Genomic DNA, 19,562 nt, shown 5'->3' on the forward strand with positions numbered 1-19,562 from the left:
GTATTGATGCTATTAAATGGGCTGAAGAAGTATGTGAACGTGGTGCAGGAGAAATATTGCTCACCAGTATGGATAAAGATGGAACCAAATCAGGTTATGATATAGAACTCACCAAGAAGATTAGCGAAAGGGTTAATGTACCTGTTATTGCATCAGGTGGTGCCGGCAATATGGAACATTTTGAAGATGTATTAACCTTTGGGAAAGCTGATGCAGCTCTTGCAGCTTCATTATTTCATTTTAAAGAAATAGAAATCATTGAACTGAAAGAATACTTAAACAGTAAGCAAATACAAGTAAGATTATAACTATATAATATAAAATAGTAAATTCGAGAAAGGAATGATTATAATGGATTTCAACAAATTAAAATTGAATTCAGATGGATTACTACCAGTTGTTACTCAAGATTATACTAATAACGAAGTATTAATGGTAGCATATATGAACAAAGAGGCGTTTAATAAGACTTTGGAGACTAAGAAAGTACATTATTTTAGTAGAAGCAGACAAAGCTTATGGCTAAAAGGTGAGACCTCTGGTCATTACCAATATTTAATGAGTATGGCTTTAGATTGTGATAATGATACTTTGTTAGTAAAAGTTAAACAAGAAGGTGCTGCATGTCATACAGGAAATTACACTTGTTTCTATAAAAATATTGATTTAGAAAGTGAAGAAGTAGTTGAAGGTACTGAATTACAACAAAGAAGTCAAAGTGTGTTTGATATATTTGAAGATGTTTATAATGTTATAGTAGATAGAAAAGAAAATCCAAAAGAAGGTTCTTATACAAATTATTTGTTTGATAAAGGAATTGATAAAATTCTTAAAAAGGTTGGAGAAGAATCAGCAGAGGTAATTATTGGAGCCAAGAACGAGGGTAATGATGAAATAATTTATGAAATATCCGATTTAATCTATCATTTATCAGTATTAATGGCTGAGAAAAATACTACTTGGGAAGATATATGTAGGGAATTAAATAAAAGAAGATAATTGTGAGTGTGCTTAGGCACACTTTTACTTTTTGAGGAATATTAATCAAATATTAAGTTGAATGTTATGCTAAAATGGTATAATATAATACTAATCGTTATTGTTTTAGGAGACACAAGTTATAGGAGGCGAAGCATTTTTTGCGAATATATGAATAACATATTAAATGTTGGATTAGACGTAGGTTCAACTACGGTAAAAATAGTAGTATTAAATGAACAAGGAGAAATATTATATAGTAAATATAGAAGGCATTTTTCTGATATAAGATTAACTGTTGGTAAGTTGATAAAAAGGGCTTATTCACATTTTAATGATTCGGATATCACTTTAATGGTAACAGGTTCGGGTGGAATGGCTGTTTCTAGATGGATAAATATACCATTTATACAAGAAGTAGTTGCATGTACAAAAGCGATAAAAATAAAGATACCAGAAACGGATGTAGCCATAGAATTAGGTGGTGAGGATGCAAAGATTACATATTTTGAAGGTGATACCATTGAACAAAGAATGAATGGAACTTGTGCTGGTGGAACAGGTGCTTTTATAGATCAAATGAGCTCATTACTTGAAACTGATGCAATAGGACTTAATGAACTTGCTAAAAAACATAAAGTAGTATATCCAATTGCAGCAAGGTGTGGAGTTTTTGCAAAAACAGATATACAGCCATTATTGAATGAAGGGGCTGCTAAAGAGGATATTGCAGTATCTGTATTCCAAGCGGTAGTTAATCAAACTATAAGTGGTCTAGCATGTGGTAAACCAATAAGAGGAAATATTGCTTTTTTAGGTGGACCACTTTACTTTTTATCAGAACTTAGACAAAGATTTATTGAAACATTAAAATTAACAGGTAAACAAGCAATAATACCACCTCATTCACAGCTATTTGTTGCATTAGGTGCAGCTATAGAATCTAAAAAAGAAGAACCTGTCCCATTCAAATCTATATTAGAAAGAATGGAAAATCTTACAGATACAGGTACTAGTGAAGTGGCTAGGTTACAATCATTATTCAAAGATAAAGAAGAATTAGATGCATTCATGTTAAGGCATAATAAAAACGTTGTAGAAAAAAGAGAACTTTCTACATACGAAGGTAAATGTTATCTTGGAATTGATGCAGGTTCAACAACTACAAAGGTAGCATTAATTGATGAAGATGAAAAATTATTATATTCATATTATGGAAGTAATGGGGGAAAACCATTAAAACAAACTGTGGATATTTTAAAAACAATATACTCTATCCTGCCTAATAAATCTGTTATAGCTAATGCAACGGTAACAGGTTATGGAGAAGCGTTGATAAAAGAAGCATTAAAAGTTGATATTGGAGAGATAGAAACCATTGCACATTATAAGGCTGCAAATACCTTTTTGCCAGGAGTAGATTTTATTTTGGACATTGGCGGACAGGATATGAAATGTCTTAGAATAAAAAATGGAGTAATTGATGATATTCTATTAAATGAAGCTTGTTCTTCTGGATGTGGTTCTTTCTTAGAAACTTTTGCTAAATCATTGAATATGAATATAGAAAATTTTGCGAAAGCTGCATTAGAGTCAAAAAGTCCAGTGGATTTAGGTTCAAGATGTACTGTATTTATGAATTCAAGAGTAAAACAAGCACAAAAAGAAGGGGCAACGATTAATGATATATCTGCTGGATTATCTTATTCGGTCATAAAAAATGCTCTACAGAAAGTAATTAAGATACGAGACCCGAAAGAAATGGGAGAAAAAATTATCGTACAAGGTGGAACTTTTTATAATGACTCAGTACTTAGAGCCTTTGAGATAATATCAGAGCGTGAAGTCATTCGCCCAAATATTGCTGGTATAATGGGAGCGTTTGGTGCTGCAATAATTGCAAAAGAAAGAGATAACGGTCTAGAAAGTACTCTATTGCAAGCAGATCAAATAGATTCATTTACCTTTGAAACAGGTATGAAACGATGTCCTCTTTGTAATAATCATTGTCTACTTACAATTAATAAATTTCCGGGAGGAAGAGAACACATATCTGGAAACAGATGTGAAAGAGGTGCAGGGAGAGAAAAGAAAAGTGAAAATATCCCTAACCTATACGATTTTAAATATAAAAGAATATTTGATTATAAACCATTAAGCGAAGATAAAGCTAAAAGAGGGACTATTGGTATTCCAAGAGTATTGAACTTATATGAGAATTATCCATATTGGTTTACGTTCTTTACAAGATTAGGTTATAGAGTGATAATATCACCTCGTTCAACAAAAAAATTATATGAAGAAGGTATTGAAACTATACCGTCTGAATCAGCTTGTTATCCCGCTAAGATTGTTCACGGACACATAATGAACCTTATAAGTAAAGGAATTAAAACAATATTCTATCCATGTATACCGTTTGAAGAAAAAGAGTTAAAAGGAGCAGATAATAATTTTAACTGTCCAATTGTTACATCTTATCCAGAAACAATCAAACATAACGTGGAAGATTTAGAAAATGAAAATATAACATTCCTCAATCCATTTTTGCCAATGGATAATGAAGATCGCCTTGCTGAAAGATTAGCAGAAGAATTTGAGGGTAACGGTATTAGCAAGGAAGAAATCTATGAAGCGGCAAAACTTGCGTGGAATGAAAAGATTAATGTTAGACAAGACATAATGAAAAAAGGTGAAGAGGTTGTAAAATACTTAGATGAAACAGGTAAAAGAGGAATTGTATTAGCTGGAAGACCTTATCATATAGATCCAGAAATTAATCATGGATTAACTAATATAATAACTGATCTAGGTATGGCTATATTAACTGAAGATTGCATTTCTCATCTAGGCAATGTTAAAAGACCACTTAGGGTATTAGATCAATGGGCATATCATTCAAGATTATATGCCGCTGCTGAATATGTAGGCAAAAAAGATAATCTAGAGCTTGTACAATTAACTTCTTTTGGCTGTGGAGTTGATGCAGTTACTGCGGATCAAGTGCACGATATACTTGGAGAACACGGGAAAATATATACACTAATCAAAATAGATGAAGGTAATAACTTAGGAGCAATAAGGATAAGGATGCGTTCTCTAAAAGCTGCTCTTGATGAAAGAGATAAAAGCGGTATAAAACCAACAAAGAAACATATTAACCATGATAGAGTAGTATTTACCAAAGAAAATAAGAAAAATCATACAATATTAGCACCTCAGATGTCCCCGATGCATTTTGACTTTTTTGAAGTGGGACTAAAGAAAATGGGCTATAATGTAGTTATACTTCCACATGTGGACCCAGGTGCAGTTGAGGAAGGATTGAAACATGTAAATAACGATGCATGTTATCCATCTATATTAGTTGTAGGACAGATTATTAAAGCCATAAAATCAGGTAAATATGATTTGAATAATACTTCCGTATTCATTACTCAAACAGGTGGAGGATGTAGAGCTTCTAATTATATAGGGTTCATAAGAAAAGCTTTAGATGATCTAGGCATTGATAGTGTTCCTGTTGTATCAATTAATGCATCGGGATTAGAATCTAATCCAGGATTCAAATTTACGCTACCTTTGATACATAGAGCTCTAATAGCAACAATATACGGTGACGTGTTAATGAGGGTACTATATGCAACAAGACCTTATGAAAAAGTAAAAGGTTCATCTGATGAATTATATGAAAAGTGGAAGCAAAAGGCACTTGACAATGTTGAAAACGGTAGAATACATGAATTCAAAAAAAATATAAAAGGTATTGTTAAAGAGTTTGATGAACTTCCTATCAGAGATATATTGAAACCAAAAGTTGGTGTAGTTGGGGAAATACTTATTAAGTATCATCCAATCGGAAATAATAATCTAGTTGAAACTCTAGAAAAAGAGGGTGCTGAGGCTAGTGTACCAGATTTATTAGACTTTTTCTTATATTGTGCTTATAATAACAAATTTAAATATGAAAAATTAAATGGTACAAAAAAGTCTTGGAACTATAGTAAAATTGCAATTAAAGCAATTGAAATGTATAGAAAAACAAGTAAAAAAGCTCTTGAAGCCAGCAAACGATTTAGAGCTCCATCTTCTATTGATGAGAAAGCAAAGCAGGCAGAAAAGCTCATATCTCTTGGTAATCAAACAGGTGAAGGATGGTTTTTAACAGGAGAGATGATAGAGTTAGTTGATGAAGGTGTTGAAAATATTGTTTGTGTACAACCATTTGCATGTTTACCTAATCATGTAGTTGGTAAATCAATGATTAAACCAATTAGGAAAAATTACAAAAGAGCCAATATAGTAGCTATTGATTATGATCCAGGTGCTAGTGAAGTAAACCAATTAAATAGAATTAAATTAATGTTATCTGTAGCTAAGAGCAACCTAGAAGAAATGAATCAAGGTAAGGTTATTGATAACTGTATAAAAGATGATAATAAAGAGAATAAAGATGACAAAGAATTACTTGCACTATAGATTATAATCCATGATGGACATAAGGAGGCAAGGTATGAGTTTAAATAGGACACCTAGAGGAGATAGAGTGCATATAGCGCTATTTGGAAAAAGAAATGTGGGAAAATCTAGTATTATTAACGCTATAACAAATCAAGATATCGCATTAGTATCATCAGTAAAAGGAACTACTACAGATCCAGTATATAAGGCTATGGAAATACTTCCAATAGGTCCAGTTGTAATTATAGATACAGCTGGACTAGATGATGAAGGTGAATTAGGAGAACTTAGAAAGAAAAAGACATTAGACGTTCTTAATAAAACTGATTTAGCTATATTGACAGTGGATGCAGAAACAGGTGTTACTGATTTTGAAAAAGGTATATTAGAGAGTATAAAAAATAAAAAAATACCAGTAGCAGGTGTAGTAAATAAAACAGATGTCAAAAATATATCTGATGAAGAGTTATCATCAATGGAAAAAGAATTATCTCTAAAACTTATCCCGGTATCAGCAACTAAAAATATAGGTATTGAAGAGCTGAAGAATGAAATTATTAGACTTCTTCCAGATGAAGAAAAGGAAAATAAATTAGTTGGAGATATTATTGAATCTGGTGATTTTGTAGTATTAGTAGTTCCTATAGATACAGCTGCACCAAAAGGAAGATTAATTCTACCTCAACAGCAAGTGTTAAGAGATATATTAGATAATGATGCAATATCTATTGTAACAAAAGAATATAAGTTAAAAGAGACTCTTGAGAATATTGGTAAAAAACCTAAACTGGTTATAACAGACTCACAAGTATTTGCTAGTGTATCAGCTGATACACCTGATGATATCATGCTTACTTCATTTTCAATATTATTTGCAAGGTACAAAGGTGATTTGATAAATCTTATTGAAGGCGCAAAAAAATTGGAATCATTAAAAGATGGAGATAAAGTATTGATAGCAGAGGGCTGTACCCATCATAGGCAATCAGATGATATAGGAACTGTAAAAATTCCTAGATGGATTAGAAAACATACAGGTAAAGACATAAAATTTGAATTTTCTAGTGGATTTAAATATCCTGATAATCTAAAGGATTATGCTCTAATAGTTCATTGTGGTGGATGTATGTTAAATAGACGTGAAATGCAGTATAGGATCAAAGTTGCACTAGACAATAACATACCCATAGTTAATTATGGTGTAATTATTGCATATGTAACAGGTATATTAGATAGAGTGACTGAGCCATTTCCTATAGCGAACAAAAGATTAAGAAATTAAAGTCTAGTTTGTCAAATTCATAACAATTTGTTATAATATCTATGTGAAAATGAATATTACATAATAACTGAGGGGGTGGTAAAGTGCTTGTAAGTGAGATTAAAGAAATATTAGACGCAGACATATTAGCAGGGGAAGACATGTTGGATTTGAATATAGACTATGGGTATGGCTGTGATTTAATGAGCGACGTATTAGCATTTGTTAGACATGATATTATATTACTTTCAGGACTTGTTCATCCTCAGGTGATTAGAACAGCTGAGATGTTAGATATAAATGCAATAGCATTTGTTAGAGGTAAAAGACCTAGTAGTGAATTAATACGTATGGCAGAGCTAAAAGATATTATTTTATTAACAACTAAACATACTTTATTTACAGCATGTGGACTACTGTATAAAAATGGTTTAGAAGGAGAGGAGATAGCTCACGATGAAGATACACTATGATGTTGAAGGTGGCGAGTTTATTTCTGCAGGAGTTGCATCAAGTAAATTGAAAAAGACTTTAAAACAACTTGGAATATCTCCTGTCGTTATTCGAAAGGTATCCATATGTATGTATGAAGCTGAGATAAATATGGTAATTCATGCTAATGGAGGAGTTATAGATGTAGAGATAACTCCAGAAACTATTGGAATTGTTATTAAAGATGAAGGCCCAGGAATTAAAAATATTGATTTAGCCATGCAAGTTGGGTATTCTACAGCTTCAAGAAAAGCAAGAGAAATGGGATTTGGTGCAGGAATGGGATTGCCTAACATAAAAAGGCATAGTGATGATATGCAGATAGATACAAAAATAGGAAAAGGAACAAACGTTAAATTAACTTTTAACATAAATCCTTAGATAATTTCAATATATATAGAAGGTATATTAAATAAATAAATTGGTTTAGGAGGCTAAGTATGGAGGAAGTACTACATTCTGTAAGGTTAGATTTAGAGAAATGTATTGGTTGTACAGATTGTATTAAGCGTTGTCCAACAGAGGCCATAAGAGTTAGAAATGGTAAAGCACATATAATGGACGAAAGATGTATTGATTGTGGTATGTGCATTCGTGTCTGTCGTAACCATGCAAAGAAAGCAGTAACAGAACCCTTAGATAAAATTAATGATTACAAATTTAAGGTAGCTATACCAGCTCCAACATTATATACACAATTTAGAAGTATCGTTGATCCTAATATTATTTTGACTGCGCTTAAAAAACTTGGTTTTGATGAAGTTTTTGAAGTTGCGAGAGCAGCAGAGATCATAACAGAAGAAAGTAAAAAAATCATAGCAAAAGAAAATTTACCGAAACCTATTATATCGTCTGCTTGTCCAGCAATAGTAAAACTTATACAAATTAGATTTCCATCTTTAATACCTAATATTTTACCAATTATATCACCAAAAGAGGCAATGGCAAGATATGCTAAAAAGTACTTAATAGGTAAAGGAATAAAAAAAGAAGATATAGGGGTATTTTTTATTTCACCTTGTGCCGCAAAAGTTACTAATAGTAAACAACCACAAGTCATTGATGAATCGTATGTAGATGGGGTTATATCATTGAAAGAAATGTATTTGAAGTTAGTTCCAGTAATAAAAACCATAAAAGAGCCTGAAATTTTACAAATGAGTAGTAATTCAGGTATAGGCTGGGCTCATACAGGTGGTGAAGGATATGCTTCAGGTATTGAGAATCATATAGCTGTAGATGGTATTGAAAATGTTATCAAGATACTTGAGAGAGTAGAAAATGGTAAGCTAGATGATGTTAATTTTATTGAATGTCTAGCATGTGTTGGAGGATGTCTAGGTGGTCCATTAACTGTAGAAAACTGTTTTGTTTCTAGTAATAGAATGGATAAGATTAAAAAATACAATAGTGGTAAAGGTAAAAAAAGAGATATTCCATTATTTGATGAAAAGATTGACTTATACTGGTCAAAACCTTTGGATACAAAACAAGTTATGAAACTTGATGATGACGTGGAAAAGGCCATTGAAAAATTAGAACATTTAGAAGAAATTTATAATATCTTACCAAAAATCGATTGTGGTTCCTGTGGGGCACCAACTTGCAGAGCATTAGCTGAAGACATAGTCTGTGGTAAAGCCAACATAGAAGATTGTGTATTTATGTTAAGACAAAAGGTAAGAGAGATGGCAGAGCAGATGGTTACTTTATCACAAAAAATGCCACCATCCATTAGCAATGAAACTATTAATAATAAGATATTAGAAAAGAGGTCATAACAATGACAGTTGCAGAATTAAAAAGAAGACTTAACCTTGAATTGGTTGCTGGTAAAGAAGGATTACAAGGTGAAATAACTTGTGGTTTTGTAGGTGATTTGTTAAGTGTTGTAATGGGTAAAGCTAAAGAAGGTAATGCATGGGTTACAATCCAGAGTCATGTTAATATAGTTGCAGTAGCTGTACTTACAGGTTCGGCATGTATTATTGTATCAGAAGGATTTAAAGTTGCAGAAGAGGCTGTAATGAAAGCTGAAGAGGAAAATATTCCTATCTTGACTACTAAAAAATCATCTTTTGAAGTTGTTGGTGAACTAGTAGGATTAGGAATTGTATAAGTTCAATATATAGAGCAATATCTAAAGATTTTATGAAAGGAATCTGTTGAATATGAAAGAATTATCTATGCATATACTTGATATTGCACAAAATAGTGTAAGAGCTAATGCTAATAATATTATCATTATCGTAAAGGAATTAATCAATAATAATGTTTTTGAATTCAGTATTAAAGATAATGGATCAGGAATACCAAAAGAGATAATGAAAGATATTCGTGATCCTTTTACTACATCAAGAACCATGAGGCGAGTAGGATTAGGGATACCATTATTAGATAATACTTGTAATATCTGTAACGGTAAATTAGATATTGATACATCAGAGAAACAAGGGACTTTTATAAAAGCTAGTATGGATTATAATCATATTGATAGACCTCCTATTGGCGATATGGAATCAACAATAGCAACTCTTATTTCTTCTAATAGTAATATTGATATACAATATAAGCATTATTATAATAATGAATCTTTTGATATTTCTACTAAAGAACTGAAAGAAGTTCTTGGTGATGAAGTGCCATTAACTAATTTAGATGTTATTAAATGGTTAAAGGAATTTATAAAAGAAAATATTAATGAGCTTAAGAGCGACGGAGATAAAGCTTGAAGATATAACACTATATCTTTGAGCTTTTTAATCTTATAGATTTTTTATAAATGTTAATGAATTAACAAACTTACTATTAATTATAACTTTTTTTAGTAAATTAAAGGGGAAAAGAAGGGAGGCATATTGTATACAATAAACAATAGCGCAGTATTAATGGGAATAGACAAGATTACTACTTTGTACTTTTTTTATCAATTCTTGTATTACTGCGGTAATTGTATTATTATTAATATGGAAATGGATACTATTACAACATTAAATACTAATAGTTATATTTATTAGTAATATATCTAAAGTGTTAAAAAATATTATATTCATTAATAACAAAAAAGGCAGGGGGATACTAATGGGAGCATTGACTTTTAAAAGAGGCATTCATCCTAGTCATTCTAAAGATTTCACAGAAAAAAAACCTATTAAGATTTATATGCCAAAAGGTGATTTGATTTTCCCAATGTTACAGCATATAGGAGCACCTTGTAAACCTTTAGTAAAAAAAGGTGATAAAGTTTTAATGGGGCAAAAAATAGGAGAACCTCAAGGATTCGTTTCTTCACCAATCCATGCAACAGTTTCAGGTACAGTTAAAGCTATTAAGGATGTACTTCATCCTAATGGTTCAAAAGTACAAGCTATTGTTATTGAAAATGATGGAGAATATACGGAAATTGAAACTATGAAAGAAAGAAAGGATTATAAGAACCTTTCTAGGGAAGAAATAATTAATATTATTAAAGAGGCTGGTATAGTAGGTATGGGTGGAGCGACATTCCCTACATTCATAAAATTATCACCACCTCCAGACAAAAAGATTGATTATATTATCGTTAATGGTGCAGAGTGCGAGCCTTATCTAACATCTGATCATAGAATTATGATTGAAGAAACTCAAAGAGTTGTAAAAGGGCTTGAAATAATACTACACCTATTTCCAGATGCCAAAGGGGTTATAGGAATAGAAGATAATAAACCTGATGCAATTAAAGCTATGAAAGAAGCTGTAAAAGGCATTAGTAATATTAGTGTTGGAACGTTAAAAACAAAATATCCACAAGGGGCTGAAAAGCAACTAATCTATTCTATAACCAAAAGAGAAGTACCAGCGGGTGGATTACCAGCTGACGTCGGTTGTATTGTACAGAATATAGATACAGTAGTAGCTATTCACAGAGCGGTTCTTAGAGGAAGACCTCTTATGAGAAGGATTGTTACTGTAAGTGGGGGAGCAATAAAAGAACCACAGAATTTTAAGGTGAGAATCGGTACCAGTTATAGAGAATTAATAGAAGCTGCTGGCGGTTTTAAAGAAGAGCCTGCAAAAGTTATCTCAGGTGGACCTATGATGGGATTAGCACTATTTTCATTAGATGTACCGGTTATAAAAGGATCTTCATCTATTCTTTGCCTGACCAAAAAAGAAGCAATGCAAAATGATGAAAGCAATTGTATTAGATGCGGTAAATGTGTAAGCATATGTCCTATGAATTTATTACCTTTAGAGCTTAATAAATTTGCTATAAACAATGAAGATGATTTGTTTGTCAAATATAAAGGAATGAATTGTATAGAATGTGGAGCCTGTTCATATATATGTCCTTCCAATAGGCATTTGACCCATTCTATCAGAACAACCAAAAGGACTATAATGGCTAAGAAGAAGAAATAAGATATAAAGAATTAAATAAACTAATTTCTAATGTTTTAAGTAGGAGGGTTTAGTTGTGACAGATCAATATATAGTATCATCTTCACCTCATATTCGTTCAGACAAAACTGCTGATAAAATTATGAGGGATGTAGTTATTGCTTTAATGCCAGCGACTTTGTTTGGAATATATAATTTTGGTGTGAGAGCATTAATTATCGTTTTAATTTGTGTAATATCGTGTGTTGCATCAGAAGCACTATTTCAATTACTAACTAAGCGAAAGGTTAGTATAGCTGATTATAGTGCAATTGTAACGGGTATATTATTAGCACTTAATCTACCACATACAGTTCCTTATTGGTTACCAATTTTAGGAAGTGTCGTGGCTATAATTATTGTTAAACAATTATTTGGTGGACTAGGACAGAATTTTATGAATCCTGCGCTTGGTGCGAGAGCATTTCTACTTATATCTTTTGCGGGATTAATGACTAGATGGGAACTTGATGGAGTAACTACAGCTACACCTTTAGGAATATTAAAAGAAGGTGCAGGAAGTCTTCCAAGTATTGCAGATACATTCTTTGGTTTTATAGGAGGGTGTATTGGAGAAACTTCAGCAATAGCTTTATTGTTAGGAGGTATTTATCTATTAGTTAGAAAAATAATTAATTGGAGAATACCAGTATTATATATTGGTACAGTATTTGTACTTTCTTTAATCATTGGTGGTAAAGGATTTGATATTAATTATGCAGCGTATCAAATTTTTAGTGGTGGTTTAATGATAGGTGCTATTTATATGGCAACAGATTATTCATCATCTCCTATGACAAAAACAGGACAAATTATCATGGGGCTAGGTTGTGGTATACTTACTGCCGTTATAAGAATATATGGTAGTTATCCTGAAGGCGTATCATTTGCCATAATTATTATGAATCTTTTTGTACCATTGATTGATAAATTTACAATCCCTAAAGCTTTTGGGGAGGTGGCTAAGAATGAAAAATAATATTGTTAAAGATGCTTTAATCTTATTTGCGATTACTGTATGTGCAGGATTATTACTTGGATTAACATATACTGTAACCAAAGATCCCATTGCCGACCAACAAATAAAAATTAGAGATGCGGCACTTAACAGCGTTATAAAAGATGCAACTTTCCAACAAGTCGAAGAAGATTTATCAGAACAACCAGTGATTTCTGAGATTTACTTGGCTAATGGAGATGACGAAATCTTAGGTTATGCTTTTAAATTAGTTACAAAAGAAGGTTATGGCGGCGAGATAGAATTGATTGTAGGAATTAATTCTAATGGTACCATTGCAGGTATTGATATTATTAAGCATAGTGAAACACCTGGTCTTGGTGCTAATGCTGACAGTGATAAATTTAAAGATCAGTTTAAAGAAAAGCCTACTGAACAGTTGACTGTAGTAAAAGATGGAGCAGATACTGATGATGAAATTGATGCACTAAGTGGTGCAACAATATCTTCAAGAGCCGTAACTAATGCTGTTAATGTAGCTATTGATTATTTCAATAATAATTTTAGTAAGGGGGCACAGTAAGATGAAATTAGGTAAAGTATTCAAAAATGGATTAATAGACGAAAATCCAACTTTTGTTCAAGTTTTAGGAATGTGTCCAACCCTTGCAGTAACAACTTCAGCTTTTAATGGAATTGGTATGGGACTTGCCACTACAGTGGTATTGTTGTTTTCTAATCTAGTAATATCTCTACTTAGAAATATTATACCATCAAAAGTTAGGATTCCAGCATTTATTGTTATCATAGCATCTTTTGTTACAATGGTTGATTTGTTTTTACAAGGTTTTGTACCTGCACTATATGACGCACTTGGATTATTTATACCACTTATTGTTGTTAACTGTATTGTTCTTGCAAGAGCAGAAGCATTTGCAACTAAAAATAGTGTTCTACCAGCAATTGTTGATGGGGTTTCAATGGGACTTGGTTTTACAGTTGCTTTAACAATCATTGGATTCGTTAGAGAATTATTCGGTGCTGGAACTGTTCTTAGTGGAACTTCTCTTGAGGCTTATGTAATGCCAGCAAGTTATGAACCAATAACCATTATGATTTTAGCTCCTGGCGCTTTTATAGTACTTGGATTATTATTTGCTATATTTAACAAAATAAAAGACAAAGATTCTAAGAAGGCGTAGAGGAGGGGGATAAAATGGAATTATTATTACTTTTTATAGGTGCAATATTAGTTAACAATGTTGTACTTACAAGGTTTTTAGGAATATGCCCTTTTCTTGGAGTATCTAAGAAAGTAGAAACTTCATTTGGAATGGGACTGGCAGTTACATTTGTCATGACCTTAGCGTCAATAATATCATATTTAGTATATAAGTTTATATTAGTAACTTTCCATATTGAATATTTATATACTATAGCATTTATACTTGTAATAGCTTCATTAGTACAACTTGTTGAGATGATTATTCAAAAAAGTAGCCCATCACTCTATCAGGCATTAGGTGTTTATTTACCACTTATTACTACTAACTGTGCAGTGCTTGGTGTTGCTGTTATAAATATGCAAGCTGAATATTCATTAATCAAAAGTGTAATTAATGGGTTTGGAACAGCTGTAGGCTTTACACTTGCTATTGTTATTCTAGCGGGTATAAGAGAAAGAATTGAATTTAATGACATACCAAAATCATTTAAAGGCTATCCTATAGTACTTATTACAGCTGGATTAATGGCAATTGCATTCTTAGGCTTCTCAGGTCTTATTAAATAATGGTAATAGTATATAAACGGTGATTTAATTAGAGAAGCTTAAGGTTCAATAAAAAGTTGTATAATATTTATAAATTAATATTGACTATAGATTAATTTGATGTGTATATATAGGTCATGATTATTAGAAATGGAGGATACGGATATGGAATGGACTAGTATATTATATCCTGCCTTAAGTATAGGGGGACTGGGTATTGTATTTGGTTTAGGACTTGGAATCGCAGCGAAAAAATTTGCTGTTGAAGTTGATCCAAAAGTACCTAAAGTAAGAGATATACTTCCAGGAGCTAACTGTGGCGGATGTGGATACGCAGGTTGTGATGCATTTGCAAAAGCTGTAGTTGAAGGAAAAGCTAAACCAAATGGATGTCCAGTAGGCGGTTCAGATGTTGCAGCGAAAATATCTACTTTACTTGGAATAGAAAGTACTGATGATGCTAAGAAAGTAGCTTATGTGAAATGCCAAGGAACATGTGATAAAGCTAGGGAAAAATATGAATATGTAGGAGTTATGGATTGTAAAAATGCTAATTTTTTACAAGGAAATGGTTCTAAAGCATGTGAATATGGTTGTTTAGGACTTGGAAGTTGCGTTAACGTTTGTATGTTTGATGCAATTCATATTGTAGATGGTATCGCTCAGGTTGATGAAGAAAAATGTACATCATGTGGTATGTGTATTGAAGCATGTCCTAAGAGCTTAATAGAACTTGTACCTTATGACAATAATGTTAGAGTTGAATGTAACTCTAATAACAAGGGAAAAGATGTGAAATTAAGCTGTGATGTTGGTTGTATTGGGTGTCGTCTATGTACGAAAGTTTGCGAATTTGACGCTATAAGTGTTGAAAATAATTTAGCTAAAATTGATTATGATAAATGTACAGGTTGTATGAAATGTGTAGAAAAATGTCCGACACATGCAATAACAGTGAAAGAGCAGGGTTAACAACCTGCTTTTTTATTATCAAAAATTGATCTATTAAGTCATGAAACAATGGAATTAGCAATTATTATTATTAGATTCCTTATATTAATAAAAACATTTATACACCCATTTCAATAAGTTCAATATATTTTAATTGATTTTATAAGTTTATTTTTATTCTTTAGGAAATTGTTCTAAAAAATATGTTTTTTGTGTATACAAATTTTTCTATATATGATAAAATTATCTCATTAAGGAACTCCTTAATAAAGGATATAGTTAGTGTTGAACAAGATTTGAAGGGGTGAATGTAATGAGTTACAGAAGAAGTAATAAAAATGGATGGGCGCTATTTCTACTCATACTAGCTGGTATCGTTTTAGGAGGATTTTTAGGTTCTCTTGTGAAAAATGTTGATTGGCTTAGGTGGCTTAATTATGGACTAGAATTTGGAATGGAAAATCCTGTGAAGTTAAATCTTGAAATTTTGAAAGTTGTATTACAGTTGAATTTTAAAATTACCATTACAAGTATTATTGGTATAGTTGCTGGTATATTTGTTTATAAAAAATTATAATGATGTAGGAAGTGAGATTTTGAAAAATATTATATTAGCTTCCAAATCGCCAAGAAGAAAAGAATTGCTTGAAAGACTTAATATAAGTTTTGATATAAAAATAAGTCGAGTTGATGAAGATAGTTTTAAACAAGATTCACCATGGGAATTTGTCGAAAAACTTGCATATGAAAAGGCTAATAGCGTTTCTAAGTTAGTAGATGAAGATTCTTTGGTAATAGGTTGTGATACCGTTGTGGTATTTGAAAATGAAATTCTTGGTAAACCTAAGAATATTGGACAAGCCGCGGATTACCTTAAAAAACTATCTGGAAACAAGCATTTAGTTTATTCAGGCATAGCTATATTGGATGTTGGTTCTAATAAAAAATATATATCACACGAAGTTACAGAGGTATATATGAAAGACTTAAATGAAGAAGAAATAGCATATTATATTAACACAGGTGAACCTCTTGATAAAGCTGGTGCTTATGGTATTCAGGGAGTAGGTGCCATTTTTATTGAAAAAATAAATGGTGACTACTATAATGTAATGGGATTACCGCTTAATAAATTATATAAAGGATTAAATAAACTAGGGGTTAATTATTTTGAGATTGTTAAGTAAGATAAAAAATAAGTAGATAATTATATTTATATACTATATATCTTAATTAAATGTATCTATTAGAGTTGAGAGTTAGTTATTAACCTTAACTCTATTTATATATAGTGTAAAATAATATACTTAAATACTGTTAATAATTATTGATTAAGGAGAATCTATAATTTATAAGGATATTCTTTATTATATAGATTTTCCTTAGTTAAGAAATAGGTATTAACTAAATAGTTTAATACAGTCTTAACTTAATACCATATTTTTTTATTATATCTAGGGGGTATTAATAATGGAAATTGACAGTAGGATGAGGGTTAAAGATTTGCCTTTATCAGAGAGGCCTTATGAAAAGTTCGAAACTTATGGTCCTAATGCTTTATCTGATGCAGAATTACTAGCTATTATTATTAAAAGTGGTTCTAAAAAAGAACGCTCTATTGAATTAGCTCAAAGAATACTGGGAATCAAAAAACAAGGTATAAGGGGAATATACGAATTATCGTTGGAAGATTTGCAAAAGGTATCTGGAATTGGAAGAGTTAAATCAATACAAATTAAAGCTATTGCAGAGTTATCAAAACGTATTTCTAAAAATAATGCTGTTACGAAATTAAAAGTTTCTTCTCCAGGAACAATCGCATCTATTTTTATGGAAGAGCTTAGATATTTGAAGCAAGAGCACTTGAAAATTGTATTTTTAGATACTAAAAATCAAATTATTTCCGATAAATTTCTTACAGTAGGAACAGTTAACGCTTCTTTAATTAATCCTAGAGAGGTATTTATAGAAGCACTAAAACATAACGCGGTACATGTGATTCTACTGCATAATCATCCAAGTGGTGATCCAACTCCAAGTAGGGAGGATATTTTGATTACAAAAAGAATAATAAATGCAGGAGATATTATCGGAATAAAATTATTAGACCATATTATAATTGGAGATGGTAATTATATCAGCTTAAAAGAGCAAGGTATATTTCAAAATTAGAACAAAAATCCTATTCTTTAACTGTGTATAATTAAATTTAAGAAAATAAATTACCATATTTGGAGATAATATAAAAGTAGCATACATAGTAAATAGCAATTTAGGCTTTTTAACTATGCATTTAACTAGAATAGTAATGACGTAACTGTAGATGATACAAGAATTTGAAAGGAGATTTTTATGTTTAGTAGAGAATTAGGATTTGATTTGGGTACATCTGTTATGCACATCAGTCAAAAAGATAAAGGCATTGTATTAGATGAACCTGAGATTATTGCTATAGATAAAAGTAAAAGTGATATTGTCGCGGTAGGAGAAGAAGCTTATGATATGTTAGAAAAAACACCAGCCCATATTATTATGAATAGCCCTGTTAAGTATGGGGTAGTTGCTGATTTTGACAACATGGGTAAACTCCTTAAAATTCAATTGAAAAATCTTAAAATGGGAAAGAAATTCTCTAATAATGTCGCAATAGTCAGTGTTCCAAATGATGTATCAGAAGTAGAAAGAAAAGCTTTGTATGATTTGTTTCTTCATTCTGGATTCAGATTTAAAAAGGTTTATCTTATCGAAAAGCCAGTAGCAGCTGCAGTGGGTGCAGGTATTGAAGTACTAAAACCATATGGAAATATGATAGTTGATATTGGTGGAGGTACTACTGAAGTTTCAGTTGTTTCTCTAGGTGGTATTGTTATAAGTAAATTATTAAAAGTAGGTGGCAATAAATTTGATGAAGATATAAAGAACTATGTTAAAAGGAAATATAGTATTTATATTGGTAAAAAGTCTGCTGAAAGAATAAAAAAAGAAATAGGATATGTTTTTATAGATGATGAAGAAGAAATTGTAACTACAGAAGTAGTTGGAAGAGATGTAGTTACTGGATTACCAAAAAAAGTAACGGTTACAAATGAAGATATTGACAATGCGTTAAAAGAAGATATTAATGTAATAATAGATGCTATCAAGTACATTTTAGAAAAAACCCCACCTGAATTATCTTCTGATATATTGGAAACAGGTGTTTATTTAACCGGAGGAAGTTCACTTCTAAGTAATTTAGATAGGTTAATTACTAATGAAACATCTCTGTCTATTAATTTAGTAGAAAATCCAAAAGAATGTGTCGTTAATGGTATAGACACAATACTAAGGGATATGAATCAATACCTAGAGATATTGATGTCATCAAAGCGAGAAAATAAATTGAAATAAATATATATGTAATATACAGAGGGAGGGGTTGTAAAAAATGTTTAGAAAGAAAAAATTTCCTATAAAATATATTTTGTTATTAATGACATTGATATGTTTAGTTCTTATTATTTTTACATGGGAATCCCGCTCAAAAGTAAGTCCTGTAGAAAATAGTATTGCATATGTTGTAGTGCCTATACAAAAAGGTGTCAATGTATTTGGTGATTGGGTAATTGATAAGGTGAATTTTGTGAAAAATATTAATTCACTTGAGAGTATGAATAAAGAACTGCAAGAAGAAGTTGATAAATTACGCTATGAAAATAAAATACTTCAACAAGATAAAATTGAACTTGATAGGTTAAGAAATTTATATGAATTAGATAAAAAATACCCAAGTTACCCTAAAATAGGAGCTTCAGTAATCGGAAAAGACGTTGGTAATTGGTATAATATATTTGAACTTGATAAAGGAACTAATGATGGTCTAAAAGTTAATATGGTTGTTATAGCTGGAAATGGTTTGGTTGGTCATATTTTTGAAGTAGGGAAAAATTATTCCAAGGTTAAATCTATCATTGATGATTCCAGTAAGGTTAGTGCCAAAATACTAAGAACATCAGACACTTGTGTAGTTCAAGGTGAAAAACAATTCTCAGGAAGTTGTAAGGTGGATTTTATTGAGGGTTCAGCTAGTGTAATTAAAGGTGATGAAATAGTGACATCGCATCTGTCTGAAATCTATCCTCCAGGTATTTTGATAGGGACTATAAAGGATATAGAAGAAAATCCTAATAAGTTAAATAAATCTGCCATTATTGAGCCGGTAGTAGATTTCAAACATCTTGAAGAAGTTTTGGTTATTAATCAAGTATGGAAAGAAAAGTAAAAAATAAAAA

General features: G+C 31.2%; 19 protein-coding genes and 1 pseudogene. All 20 read left to right on the forward strand.

Annotated elements, in window-relative coordinates; translation table 11 throughout:
• Positions 1-308 (forward strand): HisA/HisF-related TIM barrel protein (locus ACX6CF_RS02430; protein ID WP_458783708.1); only part of this gene is annotated, 308 nt, incomplete at its 5' end.
• 43 nt (positions 309-351) lie between these two features.
• A pseudogene (gene hisIE / locus ACX6CF_RS02435) lies at positions 352-999 on the forward strand (bifunctional phosphoribosyl-AMP cyclohydrolase/phosphoribosyl-ATP diphosphatase HisIE); the annotation flags it as partial.
• 150 nt (positions 1,000-1,149) lie between these two features.
• Positions 1,150-5,457 (forward strand): acyl-CoA dehydratase activase-related protein, encoded by a 4,308-nt coding sequence (locus ACX6CF_RS02440; protein ID WP_458783739.1) that lies wholly within the window; start codon positions 1,150-1,152, stop codon positions 5,455-5,457.
• Positions 5,458-5,491: 34 nt separating this feature from the next.
• Positions 5,492-6,721 carry a [FeFe] hydrogenase H-cluster maturation GTPase HydF gene (hydF, locus tag ACX6CF_RS02445; protein WP_458783709.1) on the forward strand — a complete coding sequence of 410 codons (1,230 nt, stop codon included), beginning with the start codon at positions 5,492-5,494 and terminating at the stop codon, positions 6,719-6,721.
• Between the two features lie 83 nt (positions 6,722-6,804).
• The gene (locus ACX6CF_RS02450; RefSeq protein ID WP_458783710.1) at positions 6,805-7,173 is read left to right on the forward strand and encodes a hypothetical protein; all 369 of its coding nucleotides are present in this window, start codon (positions 6,805-6,807) and stop codon (positions 7,171-7,173) included.
• Positions 7,157-7,573 (forward strand): ATP-binding protein, encoded by a 417-nt coding sequence (locus ACX6CF_RS02455; protein ID WP_458783711.1) that lies wholly within the window; start codon positions 7,157-7,159, stop codon positions 7,571-7,573. The genes ACX6CF_RS02450 and ACX6CF_RS02455 overlap by 17 nt, the downstream gene beginning before the upstream one ends.
• A 59-nt stretch (positions 7,574-7,632) precedes the next feature.
• Positions 7,633-8,973, forward strand: coding sequence for a [Fe-Fe] hydrogenase large subunit C-terminal domain-containing protein (locus ACX6CF_RS02460; RefSeq protein ID WP_458783712.1), 1,341 nt, complete (start codon positions 7,633-7,635; stop codon positions 8,971-8,973).
• A 2-nt stretch (positions 8,974-8,975) separates the two neighbouring features.
• Positions 8,976-9,311 (forward strand): DRTGG domain-containing protein, encoded by a 336-nt coding sequence (locus ACX6CF_RS02465; protein WP_458783713.1) that lies wholly within the window; start codon positions 8,976-8,978, stop codon positions 9,309-9,311.
• 52 nt (positions 9,312-9,363) lie between these two features.
• The gene (locus ACX6CF_RS02470) at positions 9,364-9,924 is read left to right on the forward strand and encodes an ATP-binding protein (protein WP_458783714.1); all 561 of its coding nucleotides are present in this window, start codon (positions 9,364-9,366) and stop codon (positions 9,922-9,924) included.
• 349 nt (positions 9,925-10,273) lie between these two features.
• Positions 10,274-11,593, forward strand: a complete 1,320-nt coding sequence (gene rsxC, locus ACX6CF_RS02475) for an electron transport complex subunit RsxC (protein ID WP_458783715.1) — start codon at positions 10,274-10,276, stop codon at positions 11,591-11,593.
• Positions 11,594-11,648: 55 nt separating this feature from the next.
• Positions 11,649-12,590, forward strand: a complete 942-nt coding sequence (locus tag ACX6CF_RS02480; RefSeq protein ID WP_458783716.1) for an RnfABCDGE type electron transport complex subunit D — start codon at positions 11,649-11,651, stop codon at positions 12,588-12,590.
• Positions 12,580-13,152 carry an RnfABCDGE type electron transport complex subunit G gene (locus ACX6CF_RS02485; protein ID WP_458783717.1) on the forward strand — a complete coding sequence of 191 codons (573 nt, stop codon included), beginning with the start codon at positions 12,580-12,582 and terminating at the stop codon, positions 13,150-13,152. The genes ACX6CF_RS02480 and ACX6CF_RS02485 overlap by 11 nt, the downstream gene beginning before the upstream one ends.
• Position 13,153: 1 nt before the next feature.
• On the forward strand, positions 13,154-13,771 hold the full coding sequence (gene rsxE, locus ACX6CF_RS02490) for an electron transport complex subunit RsxE (protein WP_458783718.1): 618 nt from the start codon (positions 13,154-13,156) through the stop codon (positions 13,769-13,771).
• Between the two features lie 14 nt (positions 13,772-13,785).
• Positions 13,786-14,361 carry an electron transport complex subunit RsxA gene (gene rsxA, locus ACX6CF_RS02495; RefSeq protein WP_458783719.1) on the forward strand — a complete coding sequence of 192 codons (576 nt, stop codon included), beginning with the start codon at positions 13,786-13,788 and terminating at the stop codon, positions 14,359-14,361.
• Between the two features lie 144 nt (positions 14,362-14,505).
• Entirely contained in the window at positions 14,506-15,312 is an 807-nt protein-coding gene (locus tag ACX6CF_RS02500; RefSeq protein WP_458783720.1) for an RnfABCDGE type electron transport complex subunit B, read from the forward strand.
• Positions 15,313-15,604: 292 nt separating this feature from the next.
• Complete coding sequence (locus tag ACX6CF_RS02505) at positions 15,605-15,868, forward strand: DUF4321 domain-containing protein (RefSeq protein WP_458783721.1); 264 nt, start codon at positions 15,605-15,607, stop codon at positions 15,866-15,868.
• Positions 15,869-15,887: 19 nt separating this feature from the next.
• Entirely contained in the window at positions 15,888-16,478 is a 591-nt protein-coding gene (locus ACX6CF_RS02510) for a Maf family protein (RefSeq protein WP_458783722.1), read from the forward strand.
• A gap of 283 nt (positions 16,479-16,761) precedes the next feature.
• Positions 16,762-17,463: a RadC family protein gene (radC, locus tag ACX6CF_RS02515; protein ID WP_458783723.1), complete on the forward strand. Its 702-nt coding sequence runs from the start codon at positions 16,762-16,764 to the stop codon at positions 17,461-17,463.
• A 180-nt stretch (positions 17,464-17,643) separates the two neighbouring features.
• Positions 17,644-18,681, forward strand: a complete 1,038-nt coding sequence (gene mreB, locus ACX6CF_RS02520) for a rod shape-determining protein MreB (RefSeq protein ID WP_458783724.1) — start codon at positions 17,644-17,646, stop codon at positions 18,679-18,681.
• Between the two features lie 37 nt (positions 18,682-18,718).
• Positions 18,719-19,552: a rod shape-determining protein MreC gene (gene mreC / locus ACX6CF_RS02525; protein WP_458783725.1), complete on the forward strand. Its 834-nt coding sequence runs from the start codon at positions 18,719-18,721 to the stop codon at positions 19,550-19,552.
• Positions 19,553-19,562: the final 10 nt, after the last annotated feature.

The sequence above is a fragment of the Vallitalea sediminicola genome (assembly GCF_054408565.1).

What these genes read in the sequence shown, in the direction of transcription:
- ACX6CF_RS02465 (WP_458783713.1), top strand. Translation starts at nt 8,976, where the DNA reads ATGACAGTTGCAGAATTAAAAAGAAGACTTAACCTTGAATTGGTTGCT.
- ACX6CF_RS02460 (WP_458783712.1), top strand. Translation starts at nt 7,633, where the DNA reads ATGGAGGAAGTACTACATTCTGTAAGGTTAGATTTAGAGAAATGTATT.
- hydF (WP_458783709.1), top strand. Translation starts at nt 5,492, where the DNA reads ATGAGTTTAAATAGGACACCTAGAGGAGATAGAGTGCATATAGCGCTA.
- rsxA (WP_458783719.1), top strand. Translation starts at nt 13,786, where the DNA reads ATGGAATTATTATTACTTTTTATAGGTGCAATATTAGTTAACAATGTT.
- mreB (WP_458783724.1), top strand. Translation starts at nt 17,644, where the DNA reads ATGTTTAGTAGAGAATTAGGATTTGATTTGGGTACATCTGTTATGCAC.
- rsxC (WP_458783715.1), top strand. Translation starts at nt 10,274, where the DNA reads ATGGGAGCATTGACTTTTAAAAGAGGCATTCATCCTAGTCATTCTAAA.
- rsxE (WP_458783718.1), top strand. Translation starts at nt 13,154, where the DNA reads ATGAAATTAGGTAAAGTATTCAAAAATGGATTAATAGACGAAAATCCA.
- ACX6CF_RS02470 (WP_458783714.1), top strand. Translation starts at nt 9,364, where the DNA reads ATGAAAGAATTATCTATGCATATACTTGATATTGCACAAAATAGTGTA.
- ACX6CF_RS02505 (WP_458783721.1), top strand. Translation starts at nt 15,605, where the DNA reads ATGAGTTACAGAAGAAGTAATAAAAATGGATGGGCGCTATTTCTACTC.
- ACX6CF_RS02500 (WP_458783720.1), top strand. Translation starts at nt 14,506, where the DNA reads ATGGAATGGACTAGTATATTATATCCTGCCTTAAGTATAGGGGGACTG.
- radC (WP_458783723.1), top strand. Translation starts at nt 16,762, where the DNA reads ATGGAAATTGACAGTAGGATGAGGGTTAAAGATTTGCCTTTATCAGAG.
- ACX6CF_RS02455 (WP_458783711.1), top strand. Translation starts at nt 7,157, where the DNA reads ATGAAGATACACTATGATGTTGAAGGTGGCGAGTTTATTTCTGCAGGA.
- ACX6CF_RS02440 (WP_458783739.1), top strand. Translation starts at nt 1,150, where the DNA reads ATGAATAACATATTAAATGTTGGATTAGACGTAGGTTCAACTACGGTA.
- ACX6CF_RS02485 (WP_458783717.1), top strand. Translation starts at nt 12,580, where the DNA reads ATGAAAAATAATATTGTTAAAGATGCTTTAATCTTATTTGCGATTACT.
- mreC (WP_458783725.1), top strand. Translation starts at nt 18,719, where the DNA reads ATGTTTAGAAAGAAAAAATTTCCTATAAAATATATTTTGTTATTAATG.